Source organism: Porphyromonas somerae DSM 23386 (assembly GCF_000372405.1).
Lineage (GTDB): Bacteria > Bacteroidota > Bacteroidia > Bacteroidales > Porphyromonadaceae > Porphyromonas_A > Porphyromonas_A somerae.
The window spans coordinates 13,446-31,748 of sequence record NZ_AQVC01000001.1 but is presented as its reverse complement, the minus strand read 5'-3'; the positions used below and the strand labels follow the sequence as shown (position 1 = coordinate 31,748).

17 protein-coding genes are annotated in these 18,303 nt (G+C 51.9%); 3 read left to right on the top strand and 14 right to left on the bottom strand.

What is annotated here, in order from left to right; all coding sequences use genetic code 11:
- Positions 1–7 precede the first annotated feature (7 nt).
- The 10 genes from A3GK_RS0100125 to A3GK_RS0100080 form a co-directional block, all read right to left on the bottom strand.
- The gene (locus A3GK_RS0100125; RefSeq protein ID WP_018027494.1) at positions 8–679 is read right to left on the bottom strand and encodes a DUF3256 family protein; all 672 of its coding nucleotides are present in this window, start codon (positions 677–679) and stop codon (positions 8–10) included.
- Complete coding sequence (locus A3GK_RS0100120) at positions 679–2,091, bottom strand: glycoside hydrolase family 125 protein (RefSeq protein WP_018027493.1); 1,413 nt, start codon at positions 2,089–2,091, stop codon at positions 679–681. Before A3GK_RS0100120 ends, A3GK_RS0100125 begins: the two co-directional genes overlap by 1 nt.
- A gap of 1 nt (position 2,092) precedes the next feature.
- On the bottom strand, positions 2,093–3,505 hold the full coding sequence (locus A3GK_RS0100115) for a PDZ domain-containing protein (RefSeq protein ID WP_244860703.1): 1,413 nt from the start codon (positions 3,503–3,505) through the stop codon (positions 2,093–2,095).
- 82 nt (positions 3,506–3,587) lie between these two features.
- On the bottom strand, positions 3,588–4,115 hold the full coding sequence (locus A3GK_RS0100110) for a chromate transporter (protein WP_018027491.1): 528 nt from the start codon (positions 4,113–4,115) through the stop codon (positions 3,588–3,590).
- On the bottom strand, positions 4,112–4,702 hold the full coding sequence (locus A3GK_RS0100105; protein ID WP_018027490.1) for a chromate transporter: 591 nt from the start codon (positions 4,700–4,702) through the stop codon (positions 4,112–4,114). The genes A3GK_RS0100110 and A3GK_RS0100105 overlap by 4 nt, the downstream gene beginning before the upstream one ends.
- A 53-nt stretch (positions 4,703–4,755) precedes the next feature.
- Positions 4,756–5,607 (bottom strand): glutamate racemase, encoded by an 852-nt coding sequence (murI, locus tag A3GK_RS0100100; RefSeq protein WP_018027489.1) that lies wholly within the window; start codon positions 5,605–5,607, stop codon positions 4,756–4,758.
- Positions 5,607–5,981, bottom strand: coding sequence for a YccF domain-containing protein (locus A3GK_RS0100095; RefSeq protein ID WP_018027488.1), 375 nt, complete (start codon positions 5,979–5,981; stop codon positions 5,607–5,609). Before A3GK_RS0100095 ends, murI begins: the two co-directional genes overlap by 1 nt.
- A gap of 18 nt (positions 5,982–5,999) precedes the next feature.
- Positions 6,000–6,935 (bottom strand): methionyl-tRNA formyltransferase, encoded by a 936-nt coding sequence (gene fmt, locus A3GK_RS0100090; RefSeq protein WP_244860702.1) that lies wholly within the window; start codon positions 6,933–6,935, stop codon positions 6,000–6,002.
- A gap of 7 nt (positions 6,936–6,942) precedes the next feature.
- Positions 6,943–8,757: a chloride channel protein gene (locus A3GK_RS0100085; protein ID WP_244860701.1), complete on the bottom strand. Its 1,815-nt coding sequence runs from the start codon at positions 8,755–8,757 to the stop codon at positions 6,943–6,945.
- Positions 8,732–9,316, bottom strand: a complete 585-nt coding sequence (locus A3GK_RS0100080; RefSeq protein WP_018027485.1) for an L-threonylcarbamoyladenylate synthase — start codon at positions 9,314–9,316, stop codon at positions 8,732–8,734. Before A3GK_RS0100080 ends, A3GK_RS0100085 begins: the two co-directional genes overlap by 26 nt.
- A gap of 583 nt (positions 9,317–9,899) precedes the next feature.
- Between A3GK_RS0100080 and A3GK_RS0100075 the strand changes: the two genes are divergently transcribed.
- From A3GK_RS0100075 to trxB, 3 genes are read left to right on the top strand one after another with little or no spacing between them, the layout of a single operon-like run.
- Positions 9,900–12,467, top strand: coding sequence for a DNA translocase FtsK (locus A3GK_RS0100075; RefSeq protein ID WP_018027484.1), 2,568 nt, complete (start codon positions 9,900–9,902; stop codon positions 12,465–12,467).
- A gap of 2 nt (positions 12,468–12,469) precedes the next feature.
- Entirely contained in the window at positions 12,470–13,084 is a 615-nt protein-coding gene (locus A3GK_RS0100070) for a hypothetical protein (protein ID WP_018027483.1), read from the top strand.
- Between the two features lie 29 nt (positions 13,085–13,113).
- Positions 13,114–14,064: a thioredoxin-disulfide reductase gene (gene trxB, locus A3GK_RS0100065; protein WP_018027482.1), complete on the top strand. Its 951-nt coding sequence runs from the start codon at positions 13,114–13,116 to the stop codon at positions 14,062–14,064.
- A gap of 278 nt (positions 14,065–14,342) precedes the next feature.
- Here trxB and A3GK_RS10910 read toward each other — a convergent pair whose 3' ends face one another.
- From A3GK_RS10910 to A3GK_RS0100045, 4 genes are all read right to left on the bottom strand, one after another.
- The gene (locus A3GK_RS10910) at positions 14,343–14,879 is read right to left on the bottom strand and encodes a 4'-phosphopantetheinyl transferase family protein (protein ID WP_018027481.1); all 537 of its coding nucleotides are present in this window, start codon (positions 14,877–14,879) and stop codon (positions 14,343–14,345) included.
- The gene (locus A3GK_RS0100055) at positions 14,876–16,216 is read right to left on the bottom strand and encodes a hemolysin family protein (protein WP_026161598.1); all 1,341 of its coding nucleotides are present in this window, start codon (positions 16,214–16,216) and stop codon (positions 14,876–14,878) included. The genes A3GK_RS10910 and A3GK_RS0100055 overlap by 4 nt, the downstream gene beginning before the upstream one ends.
- A 40-nt stretch (positions 16,217–16,256) precedes the next feature.
- Entirely contained in the window at positions 16,257–16,700 is a 444-nt protein-coding gene (locus A3GK_RS0100050) for a single-stranded DNA-binding protein (protein WP_018027479.1), read from the bottom strand.
- A 236-nt stretch (positions 16,701–16,936) separates the two neighbouring features.
- A complete protein-coding gene (locus A3GK_RS0100045) occupies positions 16,937–18,295 on the bottom strand; it encodes a RagB/SusD family nutrient uptake outer membrane protein (protein ID WP_018027478.1) in 1,359 nt (452 codons plus the stop codon).
- Positions 18,296–18,303: the final 8 nt, after the last annotated feature.

Here is an 18,303-nt window from a genome sequence, read left to right as displayed (position 1 = left end):
ATCAGTTTTATTTTTGGCTCCTTAGTTGTCCCCTCTTCCATTGATAGGTCACCCCATCTGGCTTTATCCATTGTCCCGCTTCGGGATATAGTTTTTGGTAAAGCGGTAGGTCGAAAGTGGTGACTTTGGTTGATAAAAGTAGCTCCGTTGGTGACCATTGATAGCTGTAAGCGAGGGTACCGACTTCCGAGAGCACCCGCTTTGTATCGTTGCGATTCAGAAGCTCAGGGTCGGTCATCAACTGAGCTAGTGGCGGGAAGCGGAAGTAGCTCGAGGTATCAAGTCGCCGCCATTGCTTATCGTAAAAGATGAGCACTGACTGCCATGGCACTACCTCACTCGTCAGTACAATACTGATCATATAGCCTCGCCACCCCTTTGGTAGCACCTTTAGCTGCATACTACTCATCTCATCCAGCTGCAGATCCAGGTAGTCTTGGGTGAGCGTACGGATATTTGACGCTGTGCTGGTGAGGGAGTTGGGGATCTCCTTTAGGGTATAGATACGCCCCTCCTTATGGGCATCGTACTGAGCTAGTAGATCTATCTTACGTTCCTTGCTGAGGGTGGGCATCACGGTCTGTGGCATTGAGAGAAATAGCTGACGGATATCGACTCTCTGTGCTGTGGCAGAGAGAGCTATCAGGAGGGTCAGTAGGCTGAGGGAGAGTCGTCGCATCACTTGAGTTGATTGAGTAGGTCGAGTTTGCCCTCATCTACTAGTCGGAGGATCAGCTCTCCGAATAGAGAATTTTGCCATGCAAACCACTCGCGGGTGAAGTTGGTCGCATCATCCTTGTGGAAGGATTCGTGCATAAACCCAGTCCCAGCATCGGTGTCTAGTAGCATCTGTAGGCAATAGGCAATCTCTGCATCGTCCTTTGAGGTAAATGCCCTCATCATAATGCTCATCGGCCATACCATATCATACCCAATGTGTGGTCCGCCGATCCCTTCACCGGCACTCCCTTTGAAGAAAAAGGGATTCTGCTCACTCAGCACAAACCTGCGGGTATTCTGATAGATAGGGTCATCCAACGAGACATCCCCTAGGTAGGGCATTGCTAGTAGACTAGGTACATTGGCATCGTCCATCAAGTAGTGGTTGCCAAAGCCATCCACCTCGTAGGCATAGATCTTACCAAAGGTAGGGTGGTCGTAAACGGCATACTTCTGGAGTGCCTGCTCCACCTCATTGGAGAGGGCGGAACACTCAGCTGCAAGCTCAGGTAAATGGTTGACCGCGGTTAGGATCTCAGCCATCTTGCGAAGTGAGGTGACCGCCATAAAGTTGCTAGGCACTAAGAACTGGAAGTGGGTTGAGTCGTCGCTTGGACGAAAGGCACTTGCGATAAGCCCTACAGGGCAAACTGGCTCGCCCCATCCGATGTTGCTCTTACCGTCAGTACTACGGTCTGTAACCCTTAAAAAGCGGTAGCTTCCTCTCCCCTCCTTGCGTTGCTGATCACGGAAAGTAGCGAGGATATTCTCCACTGCCTTTATCCAAGTCGCATCGAAGATAGAGCTATCGCCCGTCGCCTTCCAATAGGCGTAGGCGAGGCGTATTGGGTAGCAGAGAGAGTCAATCTCCCACTTCCGCTCATACACACCAGGGAGCATCTGCGTTTCATCGCTCTCCGCCCACTTTGACATGATCGGTCCATCAAGAAAGGCATTGGCAAAGGGGTCAAGGTTGATTTGCTTCAGCTGCATACGGATCACCCCCTCTATCATTTGGCGGAGGTGGTCGTCTTCACCCACATACCTCAGGTAAGGCCACACTTGCGCTCCACTATCACGGAGCCACATAGCGGCGATATCACCTGTGTAGACAAAGGTCTCGGGCAATCCCGCGTCATCTAGCCGGAAGTGCACGGTGGTATCTAGGGTGTTGGGCAGACAGTTGCCAAACATCCAGCGAAGTTTGTCGTGCGTTATTAGCTCCTGAACCCTCACGATATCACGCTCTATCACAGGCGAGGAAAAGAGACGCTCCTGCTCCTGTGGACGCTGGCTATTATAGTCCGTTGCTGATGCCACTGAAAAAGTAACGAGTAGCAGGCAACATATCAGTATATTCTTCTTCATCATATTACATCAATTCGATATAGTCCTCCTTCTTCAGTACTGGCTTCATCGCAATTGGGATCACCTCATCACCTCGCTTAATCTCTACTACAATATCCTCAATGATAGGTTCGTGGACGTATGGGCGGTGGCTAAAGAGGTAGGTGAAGGCACCCTTGTACTTAGGGTTCTGCATCTTCTCAGCTATCTCCTTGTACTTATCTAGTCGCCAAAACTTATTGCCGTCAAAGCCATCGCTACTTGGGAAGCGAGTCTCCTCGTCGCGGAGCAGTAGGCTCTTCTTCAGAAAGGCGTGGTACCCATCGGTCATCGCCTTTACAGAGGCCTCTAGTGGCAAGCCATTAATGGTGAGGATACGGTCGCCCGGCAATAGCCCTGCTCGCTCTGCTGGACTTCCCTTCTCCACCCAGAGGAGTCGCTGTAAATCGTCGGCATCAAGGTAGATACCGATAGAGCGATAGGTGTTTTTGTGCATGACAAAGGTAGGGTTGGAGATATAGCGTAGAAAGGGGAAGTTGGAGAGCAATAGCGGTGCAAAGTTGTCGGCATAGGTCTCCACACTATAGGCACTATTGAGCCGCTCCCTTGCCTGCACACTCCAAATCAACTTCTGTTGCTTTGCATCGGAGATCTGTACCACCATCGTCAGTAGGTGCGACCCTGTGAAGCTAGGCGCGTTGATGCTATGGAAAGGGTACTGCTGGATATCCCCAGTGTGCGCATTGAAGCGGTAATTCTTAAGGCCCTTCTCCACGTCACTCTCAGCCCCTTCACGGTAGTTGGGGTTAACGGCGAGGTCAGCTTGCACTGCCACCACCAAGTCTCCTCCCTTCTCCTGATACTTCAGACCTTTACGTACCAGCTCTTCGTAGATGCTACGCTCCAGCACCGTCGGTTTGCGACCAGTAGCAAAGCTAAAGCTACGATACTGTGCAAAGTCAATACGCTCGGGAGCACGGTAGTTAAAAGGCATAGTAAACCGGCGAGTAGTCACATCCTCCACACTATACATATTGAAAGCCCGAGCCAACATCGCTTCCGAGATCGCCTGTGCAGGGACACAATGCTTGCGGATAGTGATCGGCTTCTTGCGGTACCCGAAATTGGTCACTTGTAGCTGCACATTTCCCGCATTGGGATCTAGGAGCACACGATTGATCTCCTCTTCGCTCATCTCTTGTGTATTGACCCCATTGATGGTCTCGATAATATCCCCAGGTTTTAGCCCCGCTTTGGCAGCAGGTTGATCGGGTACCACCTCCACCACTACCGCATAGGAGTCGCCCCAATTCGCCTGATAACTGATCTGATAAAGTAGCCCTACTTCACACCGGCTACTCTGTACACCCACCTTCTGAGCCATCACTGAGAGGGCACTCAGTAGGCAAAGGGCAGTCATTATAATTATTCTCTTCATTGCTCTAGTCATTTTCAATAAGTTACTGATACCTCAAAGATACTAATTTTCAGCCACATTACGGAGTAAAAATGGGCCTTAGTTAGATGTAGATAAAGTATCCAGCGATACCGCCGAGGATAATCACGAGGATAGGGTGGATCCACCTCATCACCACTGCCACAAAGGCTAGGAGGAAGAGGATCACACTAGTGAGGTCCACGAAGTTTTCTTTACTCAGAAGAAGCAAAAAGGCAGCTCCGATCAGCCCAACAGCAGCAGGGCGGATCCCCACAAAGAGAGCGTTGAAGTGCCGATTATTCTGAATGCGTGCAAAGGAGACGGAGATGAGTAGCACCAGCACAAAAGAGGGGATCATCACCGAGACGGTGGCAGCAACAGAGCCCCACACAGAGCCGGTAACGGTATAGCCTATATAGGTGGCGCTATTGATACCGATAGGGCCAGGGGTCATCTGCGAGACTGCCACAATGTCGGTAAACTCTTGCATCGTGAGCCAACCATAGTTGGTCACCACCTCCTCCTGAATTAGGGAGAGCATCGCATACCCTCCACCAAAGCCTACCAAACCAATCTTGAGGTAGACCAAAATAAGCTGTAGGTAGATCATTTCTCCTCACCTCCTTTCGACCGTACTATATATATGGTGTAGAACCAGCCCAAAAAGGCCGAAATAAAAATCACCGCTACAGGGCTCACCCCCAGTAACCAGATGCTCAGCGCCACTACAATAGGGATCCACACCCACTTCCACCCAAGTCCCAAAGCCTGCCATACCGTGATGGTAGGGGCGGCAATGAGGGCAACCACTACTGGGCGTATCCCTTTGAAGATCGCCTCCACCGTGGGGTTGTCCTTTACATCACTGGCAAACATCGCCAGCAACAAAATGATCACAAAGCTCGGCATGGTACCGAAAAAAGCACAGACCAGCGCCCCCAAGAAGCCCTGAATGCGGTACCCCACAAAGATAGCAATATTCACCGCCAAGATTCCTGGAAGTGACTGTGCCATTGCAAAGAGGTCGATAAATTCTTTATCCTCTAGCCAACCATACTTATCCACCACTTCGGTGCGGATCAATTGGATCATAGCCTGACCGCCCCCAAAGGTAAAGCCACCAATGAGGAAAAAGGTCTTCGCCATTTGCAATAACTGGCGCCAATCGCGTCGCTTCTGTAGCCCTTTCTCTTTCATATCTACAAAGATACCATTTTATCTCTCCCTATCCTCCCCAATAAATGCCACAGCTAGGTGAGGGAGATGTGGGTGACTTGATCGGGGGAAACCGTCTCCTGCATAAAGTAGTCGGCCATGGTGGCAAAGCGGTGGTCGGCCTCGGTAGTGGCGTAGCGAGCCTCGCCGTTGGTGGTGAGTCGCTCCTCCATCTCTGGGTGTCGCCGTAGGTAGTCGAGGAGAGAGTGAGCCACGATCTCGCCCTGGGCGATCACTTGGATCTCCTTAGGAAGTGCTTGCTTTATCCTAGGGAGCAGAAGCGGATAGTGAGTGCAGGCGAGGATCAGTGCCTCCATCTTTGGTGCTGCACTCTGGAGAAGCGAGAGGTCACGCTGAATAAAGTAATTGACCCCCACATTGTCATCAATCTCTCCACGCTCCACAAGGGCCGCCCAAAGGGGCGTTGCCTTTTGCACCAGGTGGGCGTTGGGAGCATACTTTTCCATCTCAATCTGATAGGAGTGGCTCGCAACGGTTGCTTCTGTTGCCACCAGTCCCACCTGCATCGGTTGTTGCTCAGTACATCGGCCGAGGTACTCCACCGTCGGACGTATCACCCCAAGGATCCGCCGCGTAGGGTCGGAACTATTGGGAAGGTCGCACATCTGCAACTGCCGGAGGGCTCGTGCCGAAGCGGTGTTGCAGGCGAGGATCACCAGCGGACAGCCTTGACTAAATAGATAAGCCACCCCTTGGCGAGTGTAGTGGTAGATTAACTCAAAGGAGTGTGACCCATAAGGGGCACGAGCATTATCCCCGAGGTAGAGGTAGTCGTACTGGGGCAACCACTTACGTAGCTCCCCAAGTACGGTGAGCCCTCCATATCCCGAGTCAAAGACCCCTATGGCACCTTTGCTCCGCAACATCAGGGGTTAATAATGATTTCGCGTCCGAAAGGAGCCAAAGCCACCTTAGCCATCTTGAAGTGCTTTGTTCCCCAAGGAATACCTACGATGGTGATACAAAGGAGCAGCCCTATTGCTACGTGGGTAATAGCGATCCAGATGCCCGCAAATATTGCCCAAAGGATATTACCAAGTAGCCCAATTGGGTTGCGACTTGAAGGCGTTACCTCACTCCCGAAGGGAAAGAGCATCACCATCCCTAGTTTGAAAGATTGCTTGCCGAGTGGAATGCCAATAATGGTGACGCAAAAGATCAATCCTGCGGTGAAGTACTCCAAGGCCGAAGCCAATCCGCCACAGATCCACCAAACAATGTTGAGAAGTAGATTAACCATATTCTAATGTGTAAATAACTAAATAAATCGCCCGCCCTCGGGAAGACTATTGCCGAGGAGGTAATCATGGATAGTGGTGCGTCGCTTATTGGGAAATTGTACCTCCCACAGCTCCACAGCCCCTTCAGTGCACTGCACCACCACCGACTCCTTCGTCACCCGATACTCCCCGGGCTGTAGCCCTTGTAGCGAAGGGCAAGGGGTTGCCTTGAAGACCTTGATCTCCTCCTCCCCCAGTGTGGCAATCGCCGAGGGGTAGGGGCTCATAGCCCTAATCCGTAAAGCTATAGCGTGTGCCGACTCTTGCTGAAAGCTGAGGAGCCGGTCCTCCTTAAATATCTTAGTGGCATAGCGAAGCCCCTCCACCTTTGGTTGAGGCTTAGGGGAGAGGGTTCCTTGCTCCAATCCCTGTATGGTTTTGAAGGTCACCTCCGCACCCAGTTGCATCAACTTATCGTGGAGCGAGCCCCCTGTCTCCTCGGGAGTGAGGGGCACCTTTTCTTGTAGTAAAATATTGCCCTCATCAATGCCCTCATTCAGGAGAAAGGTAGTCACCCCCGTCTCCTTCTCGTCATTAAGGATCGCATGCTGAATAGGTGCCGCCCCTCGATACTGCGGGAGTAGAGAGGCGTGGAGGTTAAACGTGCCCAAGCGGGGCATCGCCCACACCTCACGGGGGAGCATCCTAAAAGCAATCACAATAAATAGGTCGGCTCCGAGTGCCTTGAGCTCGGCATGAAACCCTTCGTCACGTAAGTTCTCAGGCTGTAGGATAGGCACGTTAGGGCAATACTTCATCGCCACCTCCTTCACTGCCGAAGGACGTAGCTTATGCCCTCGCCCAGCCGGCTTATCGGGATTGGTCACCACTCCTACCACCTCTGCCCCTTGCTCAAGGATATACTGTAGGATATAGCTGGCAAAGTCGGGAGTTCCGAAATATACTATCTTCATCTTATTCTTAATCTCCTCCAAAGTTATCATTCAGTACCTCGCGGTATTGGTTGAATATCTGCGACTTAGAGACAAAGCCGAGGTACTTCCCCTCCTCGTCTTCCACAGGGAGGTTCCAAGCCCTCGTATCATCAAAGAGCTTCATCACCTCATCCATACTCATCCCCACCACCACACGTGCTTCGGGCGAAACCATAAAGGTCGCCACCTTGAAGCGGTCGTAGAGCTCGGGTCGGAACATGATGTTGCGGATATTATCCAGTAGCACCATCCCCACCATACGTCCCTTGTCATTCACCACTGGGAAAATATTGCGCTTACTCTCGCCAAAGATACGCACCGTATCGCCCAGCGTCATGTCGGGCGAAAGGATACTAAAGTCGTTTTCAATCACGTGATCCACCTGCATCAGCGTCATCACCGCCTTATCCTTATTGTGCGTCAGCAGTTTCCCCTCCTCCGCCAACCGTAGCGAGTAGATACTGTGGGGTAGGAAGAGCTTAATCGTACCATAGGCAGTGGTGGAGACCACCAGAAGGGGGAGAAATAGATTGTACCCACCTGTCAGCTCAGCGATGAGGAAGGTACCCGTCAGCGGGGCATGCATCACCCCTGCCATTACCCCCGCCATGCCCATGAGGGCAAAGTTGTCGGTAGGGAGGTAGATATTGAGACCCGAGATATTCATTACATAGCTAAAGGCAAAGCCCACCAGTGCACCCACAAAGAGACTAGGCGCAAAGACACCGCCGGCTCCGCCACCCGCATTGGTCGCCACCGTGGCAAAAACCTTTGCCAGTACCGCTAATGTCAAGAAGAGGGGAAGTGCCCACGTGGTGCCGGTCAACTTCTCAAAGAAAGAGCCTTGCATCACCCGCTGTGGCTCGGCACTAATCAGCGTGCTGATAGAGTTATACCCCTCACCGTAGAGTGGGGGAAGCAAAAATATTAGCGTGCTGAGGATCGCCGCGCAGACCAGAAACCTCTCCCAATAGTGTGTCATCCCTTTCAGCTTGCGCTCCAGCCCAAAGGAGATCTTGGTGAAGTAGAGCGAGGCGAGTCCGCAAAGAGCTCCTAGTACGATCACCCACGGCATCCTACCGAGTGTAAAGGCCTCTGTCGCTTCGTAGGCAAACTGTGCCTCGGTACCAAAGATCAGGTAAGAGAAAGAGGCAGCGGTTACCGAGGAGATAAGTAGCGGTAGTACAGAGGTGAGGGTGAGGTCCATCAGCAACACCTCCACCACAAAGATAAGTCCCGTGATCGGTGCCTTGAATATCCCCGCTACCGCCCCCGCTGCACCGCACCCCAAGAGGAGCATTAGGTTTTTATGCTCTAGGTGAAAAAAGCGACCGATGTTGCTCCCGATCGCCGAACCAGTCATCACAATAGGCGACTCTGCACCTACCGAACCACCCATGCCGATGGTGATAGAAGAGGCAACAATAGAACTCCACATATTGTGTGGCTTCAGCCGGCTCTTACGCTGGCTAAGGGCATAGAGAATCTTAGTGACGCCGTGGCTGATATCATCACGCACAATGTACTTCACAAAGAGGTAGGTAAGAAATACACCCACCACCGGCGTGATCAGGTAACCGATATAGAGGTCGTCGACCTCCGAAATGGAGGCGGCATGGTCTGCAATCCAATGGATCGACCCCTTCAGGATCGCAGCTGAAAATGAGCAGAGTACCCCAATCACGAAGGCAAGTATCAGGATAAAGATCTGCTCTGGAATGTGCTTTTCGCGCCACTCCAAAATCCTTAGCACCGACTTATGCTCCTTGCTCATCCTATCTGAGTACCTTGAATTGTCCATCCACCTCCAGCTTGATGATGCTCGAGGCAGTGGCAGGCCTCCTATCGCCTTGTCGATATTTCACTACATAGTCCACCCCCTCGAGTATCTCTTGAGAGATCTCTCCAAAGTGTGCCGGACTAGGTGCGCCTGAGACATTGGCAGAGGTGCTCACAATTGGCTTCTTAAATCTTAGGCAAAGATCCCTACAGAAAGGCTCACGCTCCACCACTCGGATCCCCGCACTCCCATCCTCTGCCAAAAGGTTGGGTGCCAATCCATGCACCCCAGGGTAGATCACCGTGAGTGGGGTAGGGCTTGCCTCAATCAGGTCGTAAGCGATCTCAGGCACCTCCGCCATAAGTCCTTGCAACTTGGCCGAGCTATCTACAATAGAGATCAGTGCCTTGGCACTTGCTCGGTGCTTTAGTTCAAAGACCTTCCGCACCGCTTCCTCGTTTGTCGCATCACAACCAATGCCCCAAATCGTATCGGTAGGGTAAAGGATCACCCCACCCGCCTCCAGCACCCTCAGTGCCTCGGCTAAGTCCTCCCGCTCGTATCGTTCGTCTACCTCCATACTGTTCCTCTGATTTTGATAGCGAAGTTACCACTTTTCTAGGTAAACTCCTAATCAAGCGAAGCTGTGATGAAAGGGCAACGCATTCAAGAGGGCTCCCGTATAGTTTTTAGTGGGGTATCTAAAGGACCTCGGCAGAGGTCCTTACGCTAAGTGGTGTCGTTCGTTTATTTAATAATCTCTTCTGGTATCAACCCTATATTCCGTATGCGTGCGGAATGGATTCCGCAGGGCTACGGAATACGTTCCGCACGCATACGGAATGCATTCCGCACCCTATGCGGAATATATGGACGGTATATCATCGCATTCCTGAGTGTGTAGACACTCCGTCTCCTCTATTCCTGAAAATGTAGACACATTGAGACAAAATGATGGGTTCTAGATTTGGTTGTCCGACCTCCCCTGCGGGAGGTCGTAGGGTTGGGGTGGTCGCCTTATTTACCCTCCTCCCTTCCATTCATCGGGCTCGGGGCGGGTTGCCCTGAAATGGGGCTACAGCAAATTTTTGCGGAGCGGGGGTGGGGTTATTGTGCTAGGATTTGGGTAAGTTTGCAGAGTATAATATTATTGTATTGAGTTGATGAGCAAGAAGAGGATCGTTAGGGAGAAACCGGTGGAGAACCGCCGTAGTCGGTCGGGTGAAGAGATTGAACTAGGGGGTAGTCTGAGGGAGCGAGCAGGTCGTTTCTTCAGGGGCATGATGGGTAAGGAGCGTATGCTCCCCGTCTCCATTGGTTTGCTACTCTTTGGTCTGGGTCTTTTTATGCTCTATGCCTTTGTCACCTATCTCTTTGAGGGGTCTGCGGACCAGAGTGTGTTGCTCGATCCCGACCTTGCCGATGTGGCAGCTCAGGCCGAGGCGATGCAGGGAAGTAGTGGGGTGGTAGGGATGCATCTGATGCATCTTATGGTGAATGAGTGGGTAGGGATAGGGGTGATTTTTGTGATCATCCTTCTCCTCGCTATGGGTCTTGGCTTGCTAGGGCCTGCAAAGGTCAATTACCCGAAGTTGATCATCTTTTCCACTATTGCTACCTTTTGGACGTCGCTCTTCTCTGCTACTATATTCCGTCCTATCGCAGCTAGTTTTTTCTTTTACCCAGGTGGCATTTTAGGGGAGACGGTGCGGGTTTGGCTAGAGATGAGGGTAGGAGGTTTTGGCCTTTGGCTGGTGATTATCCTGACCCTCTTGCTGGTGCAATTTCTATTTTTCCAGGGGATTCGTGCCAAGTACAACCGTTGGGCAGAGGCGAAGCGCACTGGTGTGAAGAGTGACGAAGCGCCTAAGCGAAAGGGGCTGCTATCGTGGTTTCGACGCAATAAGTCGGTGGACGATGGCGATGACGAGGGAGAGCTCCTTGAGGATATTCCTGAGGATCCCTATGTAGCCCCTTCTGAAACGAGTGAATTGGCGGAGGAGGAAGAAGAAGAGACGCCTCAAGCCCCTATCACGATTACCTTGGAGCCAGAGGAGGCACCAGCACCTCCGATGCCTCGGCCTGCCCCTATCATCCACAGGAGTGAAGCGGGAGATGGGGTGGATATGGTGGTGATGGACAACCGTAGCATGCAGGACGAGGTGACCAGCGCCGAGCTACGTGCCAAGCAACTGGTGGAGGAGCAGGGGGAGTATGACCCTACCCTAGAGCTGGCTGGCTTTGAGATGCCTTCGGCCGACCTCCTCAAGAAGTACGAGCAGCAAAATGAGGAGATAGATACGGAGGAGATAGAGCAGAATAAGCGGCTGATCACCACTACTCTGGAGAGCTTCAGGATAGGGATTAAGTCGATTAGTGCCACGGTGGGCCCTGCCATCACGCTCTATGAGGTGGTGCCAGAGGAGGGCATCCATATCTCTCGTATCCGTGGACTGGAGGATAATATCTCTATGAGCCTTTCGGCGATGGGGATTCGTATCATTGCACCGATGCCGGGCAAGGGGACGATCGGTATGGAGGTGCCAAATAAAAAGCCTCAGGTGGTGAGTATGCGTTCGGTGATTCTCTCCAAGAAGTTTGCCGAGAGTACCGCGGCCTTGCCAGTGGCGCTCGGGCGTACGATCACTAATGATGTCTTTGTCTTTGACCTTGCCAAGACACCGCACCTTCTGGTGGCGGGAGCAACGGGCCAAGGTAAGTCGGTGGGTCTGAATGCTATTATCACCTCTTTGCTCTACAAGCTTCACCCTTCGGAACTGAAGTTTGTGATGGTGGACCCTAAGATGGTGGAGTTTAGCCCTTATCGGCAGATTGAGAAGCACTATATGGCGAAGCTACCCAATGAGGATCAGGTGATCATCACCGACCCTAAGCGAGTGCAAGGGACGCTGGAATCGCTCTGTGTGGAGATGGACGACCGCTATGAGCTACTCTCGTCGGCGCATGTGAGGAATATCAAGGAGTACAATCAGAAGTTTAAGCAACGGCTGCTCAATCCGGAGAAGGGGCATAAGTTCCTTCCCTACATTGTGCTGATCATTGATGAGTATGGCGACTTGATGCTCACGGGAGGTAAGGAGATCGAGGCACCGATCACCCGCTTAGCACAGAAGGCGAGAGCGGTGGGTATCCATGCGATTATCGCTACGCAGCGACCCATGGCGTCAATTATTACCGGTGCTATTAAGGCTAACTTCCCAGGGCGACTTGCCTTTAAGGTCTCTTCGGGTATTGATTCTAAGATTATCCTAGATGCTCAAGGGGCTAATCGTCTGATTGGCCGTGGGGATAGCCTTTTCACTACGGGCAACGACCTCACCCGTGTGCAGTGTGCCTTTGTAGATACCCCTGAGGTGAATAGCTTGGTGAAGTTTATCTCTGACCAGAGAGGGTTTAGGGAGGCGTATGAACTACCCGAGGTGAAGCCTGAGGGTAGTGTCCTCGCTGGTTCTCTGGCTACTGGCGAACTAGATCCTAGTAATTGGGACGAATTCTTTGAGGCGGCTGCCCGTAGGATTGTGCTGGATAACCGCCCTTCGGCGAGCTACATTCAGCAGATATTTGGAGTGGGTTACAACCGTGCCTCTCGTATTATGGTGCAGTTGGAGCATGCGGGTATTATCTCGGGTGCTGATGGCAATAAGCCACGTGAGCTTCTCATCACTACGGAGGAGCAGTTGGAGCAGTTTTTTGAAGACAATAGAAAGTAAGGATGATGGGTATAAGGAGATGGCTACTGGCGTTACTTCCACTGTTATTTGCCTTTTCGGCCGAAGCACAGGAGCAGACGCTACAAAAAGCAAAGCGATATTTAGATGCCTCTAAAGGGCTACAGATAGAGTATCAGCTGACGATTGGCGAGGATAGTGAGCAGGGAAGTTACTATGCACTAGGCGAGGACTTTTGCCTGGAGAGCCCTTCGATACGTGCGTGGCACCAAGGGGGTAACCTGTGGGTCTACATTCCGCAGAATGGGGAGGTCAATCTTACCCAGCCTTATAGGGAGGACCTACTAGAGCTCAATCCTCTGCTCAACCTTAACCGTATTTCTGCCAAGACCTTTAACCTCAAGGAGTCGACTACAGGGGCGGTGACGACCATCAAGGCGACCCCTAAGCAGAAGGAGGAGATAGAGTGGCTAGAGGTGCACCTCAATAGCCAGTGCGAACCGCTCTCTATGCGTGTGAAGCAGAGGAGTGTATCGGTGCCGATTGTGCTGAAGGTGACTAAGCTACGGCAGAGTGCCACGGCTCAGATGAAGCAGAAGGGCTTCTTTCGCTTTGATGCGAACAAACTCCCAGGGGTGGCGGTTATAGATTTAAGGTAACTGTTTAATGACTAATAAGATATAGAGATATGGAAACAATCAAGACGAAGCTACTCATCATAGGGGGCGGACCAGCAGGATATACTGCGGCGATCTATGCCTCAAGGGCCAATCTTTCTCCCGTGCTAGTGGAGGGAATGCAACCAGGCGGGCAATTGACTACTACCACTGATGTGGAGAACTTCCCTGGCTATCCCGAGGCGGTGAATGGCACTCAGATGATGATGGATATCAAAAAGCAGGCAGAGCGCTTCGGCACCGATATGCGTGATGGTGAGGTGACAAAGCTCGACCTCTCAAAGCGTCCGTTTAAGGTGGAGATCAATGGTGGCGACTCTGAGATTATTGCCGAGAGCATCATCATCGCCACTGGTGCAAGTGCCAAGTACCTAGGTCTGCCCGATGAGCAGAAGTATATGGGTATGGGCGTTAGCGGTTGTGCCACCTGCGATGGTTTCTTCTACCGTGGTCAGGATGTGGCTGTGGTAGGTGGTGGAGATACCGCTTGCGAGGAGGCTCTTTACCTCTCTCAGATCTGTAAGAAGGTCTACCTCATGGTGCGTCGTGATGAGCTACGTGCCTCAAAGGTGATGCAGGACCGTGTGCTGAAGAAGGAGAATATTGAAGTGCTCTGGAAGCAACAGGCCGAAGGACTTTATGGGGAGAATGGCGTCGCTGGTGTCCATGTGGTGAAGAACAAGGGCGAGGCGAATGAGGAGCGTTATGACCTACCAGTCCAAGGCTTTTTCCTCGCCATCGGGCACAAGCCTAACATCGACTTCCTCGGTGGGCAGATTGAGCTCGATAAGCAAGGGTATATCCTCACGAAGGACGGTATGCCTAATACCAATGTAGAGGGCGTCTTTGCTGCTGGTGATGTGGCTGACCCTCACTTCCGCCAAGCGATTACCGCTGCAGGTAGTGGCTGTAAAGCTGCGATGACGGCGGAGCGTTTCCTCGGCGAAAACCCACTGAAGTAACGACTTTGCACGCTGGGTTCCACTGCAAAGGACCTCGCAGAGGTCCGATTTGTCGTAGCCCCCATTCAAGGGCGTAGCCCGATGAATGGGGGAGAAATTGAGGAGCGTTATCTTACGACCCCTTGCGGGTCGGACAAGTAATCCTAGAAAAGGCTGTCCGACCCGCAAGGGGTCGTTTTATATATATGGTGTCTATTACCCCCGGTCGTTCGGGCTATGCCCTCCGACACGGGGGCTACAACAAATCGGACCTCCAAGGAGGTCCTTATCCTTTGAATTTAGACGGTTCGGAGCTCTATCTCAATGTCGGTGGCGACGGTGAGGTAGAGCTTTTCTATTGCTAGGTATTGGGAATGGACGGATTGAGGCAACTGCTCTCCGCTGTCGGTGGTAGCGATGCAGAGGGTAGGGGAGACCATCTCTATCTGGTTGATGCCTTTGGAAAGCTGCTCCGAATGGGCTTTGTAGACCGCTTCTTTGGCGGTCCAGAGTTGTATTGGTGGAAGTCCGTACTTCTTTAGAAGGGTTTGCTCCTCAGCGGTGCTATAGCGTGGCAAGGTCCGCTCAGCCTGCTGGGCCTTCTCCTCTACATCAATGCCTAGTGGTGTTCCTAGCGGTCCGATAGCCACTGCCAGCCAGTGCTGAGAGTGCGAGATTGAGAGGGCACAATCGGGGTGCTCCTCCAGCCTTGGTCGCCCCTTAGTAGTATATGAAATAGGAGAGGAAAGTACCCGTTGTTTCGCCCTTTGCACCGCCTCTCCTCGCTCCAATTCCTGCTCTATCGGCGTGAGAAAGATCAGCACCTTCGGGCTCATTCCTCTGCTTCTGCTTCGCCCTCAGTGTCGGGATAAAACTGCACCTTGCTAATACGTCGGCGCCCCATTTCACGCACCACAATGCGGTGTTTGCGGATATAGATCTCCTCACCCACTGTAGGGAAGTCGCCCTTTGCCTCCAGTAGCATTCCACCAAGGGTGTCCACCTCCTCCATCTCCTCCTCGATCTCCTTGTAGTCGGGCACTCCGGTGATACGCAGGAAGTCCACAATCCCTATCTTGGCGTCGAATAGAATACTCCCATCAGGTTGCTCCGTGTAGAGCACCTCCTCATCGGTATCGTATTCATCTTCAATCTCCCCCACGATCTCCTCAAGTAGGTCCTCCATGCTCACTAGTCCGCTAGTGCCACCAAATTCATCCACCACTATGGCGAGATGAATCTTTTCGGTCCTAAACTCTTCTAGTAGACTATTGATCCGCTTGCTCTCTGGCACAAAGAAAGGCTCCCTAATCAGCGGTTGCCACGCAAAGTCATCGCCCTCCGAGAGGTGCGAGAGTAGGTCTTTGGCATAGAGGACTCCCTTGATATTATCGATCCGTTCATCGTAGACAGGCATTCGAGAGTACCCTTTTTCCACAATCAGCTCCTTGACACTCTGAAAGCTATCCTCAAGGTCTACCGCCACAATATCCATACGGGGAGTCATCACATCATTGACCGTCTTGCGATGAAAACGGACAATCCCATGGAGGAGTTGTTGCTCCTCTTGGTCGTCGGTGGTCAGGGCAATAGCCCGCTCGAGATCGCTCTCCGTCACCTTGCTCTCCTTACTGATAAAGGGCTTAGTGGCTCCGGCTCCTATCTTCACTAGGAGGTGGACGATTGGCTGAGTCACCTTCATCAGGTGTCGGAGCGGACCAATCATAAACTTCGTAGCCGCAAGGGCGTGGTTTTGGAAGTAGACCTTAGGGATGATCTCACCAAAAAGGAGGACCAAAAAGGTGATACCGATCACCTGTACTATAAAGCCCAAAGTCTGTGCCTCGCCGAAGTCAAAGAGTCGGCTCACGGCATAGCTCGTGAGCATGGTGATGGCAATATTCACGAAGTTATTCATCACCAAGATAGTGCCGAGTAGGTAGTCCGAATTGGCAAGTGCCTCTAGCACCTGCTTCTCTCGCTTCTCTGAGTTCTCCTCGAGCTGCTCAATATCCTTGGGGCGGAGTGAGAAAAAGGCCACCTCCGAGCCTGAAAAGAAACCACTCAATACCAAGCAAATAAGTGCTAGGATGAGTGCAATGATCACTGGTGTGGTGATGGGATAGGTCACTACACCTTCGAATAAACTGGATAAATAACTCGGGTCGTCCAAAATATCTATTGGTCTATATTATTAGCGGTTGTGTGCTCAATCAAAAGGGTAGCCCATCGGGATTTTTCTCTAGCTCCTCAAAGAGGTGGCCGTATCGCTCTTGTACCTTCTTCTCCGTTGGGGTAGTAGTGGCCACCTCCTTTCTCTTAAGAAGGGCGATCTCCTTGGCGATGATAAAGGTATGCGTGGTAAACTGCCCCTGCTTATTGTAGCTACGTGTATAGGTCAGCCGCCCCGACACCTCCACCAGATCCCCAGGGAGTAGCTTGGTACCTACCTCCTCTGCGAGTGCCCGATAACAGATAATCCTATGCCAATCGGTCACCTCTCCGCTACACTCCAGTGCCTCCTCGGTGAGATGGGTAGGGGCATGTGTAGCGAGTGAGAAGCGTACAGCACAGGTGGTAGGGTCGTACCACCGTATGTTGGGCTCCTTCCCCACATAGCCTACCAGACGGATAGCATTTACTGTTTGGTCGTCCATTCAATTGGTATCCTTTGTTTTACGCCTCAAAGATACCTATTTTTTGATAATTGGAGTGTTTCCCCCCTGACGATTGCATTGTTGTTAGTCCAGCTTTATGTTGACTTTAAACCTTTAGTCCTGTGCGGTGCCCCCCGAATGGAAGCCTCCTCACAGGACTAAAGGAACAATACTCGGGTACCTATCCAATTTTTTACCTTCAAGGTGCTCCTCTCTATCTATCTTCTGTATACTGTTTACTTAACTAGCTGGGGATTAGCTTCCTGAGCTGAAAGCGGAATGCGGAGTACATAGCGAGCATCGCCTTGCTGGAGATGGTACTCCTTACCCTCTACCACCTTGGAGAGTGCTGGCTGAGTTGTCCGCTTGTAGTCGTACCACTCATGACCCTCTACGCCTAGCTCCTTTTGGCGCTCTAGTAGAATCTCTTGCACCAGAGCCTCTCCAGTGAGGGGCTGTAGCTCCGCCATACGGGTTGCCAGAGCCTCTGCCGTGTATCGCTTCGTGAGGAGGGCAGAGAGATATTGCTTGGCCTCCTCCGCCTTGCCCAGCCTTGCTGCTGCCTCTGCAGCATTGAGGTAGATCTCTGCTCGGCGGATTGTAGGGCGGTAGTCCTTCCCTAGTATCTTATTCTGCCCAGGCTTAGACTCCCACGTATTCATATCCGTGAGCTCCGTGAAGTAGTACTTCTTCCTAAGGTCGCCCTCTGTAAAGCTATCAAAGTACCCCTGCTCCACAAAGGCAAATTCACGGATGGTCTGACCAAATAGCTCCTCCAATGCCCAGATGTTTTCTGAAGATTGGTAGTGCGTAGGTAGCAAGAACTCCTTTGCTTCGCCCTTATTAAGGTCGGCGAGATCCTTGCTGATTCCCAGTACCTTTTGGCACTCCTCTAGCACTTCCGACCACTCCCCTTTGTAGATCGATATCCTTGAGGCGATGGCAAAGAGGGCCTCTCTAGAGCCCCTGTACTTGTACCTTGGCTCACTCCATTGAGTTGTCTTGAGGTACTTCTCTGCTTGCTTTAGGTCCGCCTCAATCTGGTCGTATAGTTCACCGAGCGTTGCCTTCGGGAAAGTCTGCTCAATATCTATCGTGCTATTGATGGGCACCACCTTAGTGTTGCGTGCTCCTTCACTGTACTTAGGACCATACATATTGGTCAACTCAAAGTAGGAGTAGGCGCGTAGAAGATAGGCCTCCCCTACGATCTGTGACAGCACTTCATCCTTCGGGGTTACCTCTTGGATAATAGAGTTGCAGTAAAAGATCACTGTGTAGAAGCTCCCATAGGCATACTCCTCCGTTTGCCCTTTAGTATCCGCTCCATCCTGCCAAGTGTAGATATTGCGGTAGGCGGGGAAGCCCGAGAGACCATAAGGGTCGATATTCGGTGTCACCTGCAGTCCACGCATCGTGAGTAGCTCCTTGTGGCGTGGAAAGGCATTGTAGCCCTGATTGAGCAGAGCTCGCTGCTCCTCCGTCGTCTCCGGAATCACCTGCCCACGAGGCACGATATCCAAGTACTTGTCGCACGAGCTCCAGAGCATCGTGAGTAGCAGTAGTATTGGTAAGTATTTTAGTTGCTTATTCATATGCTTGA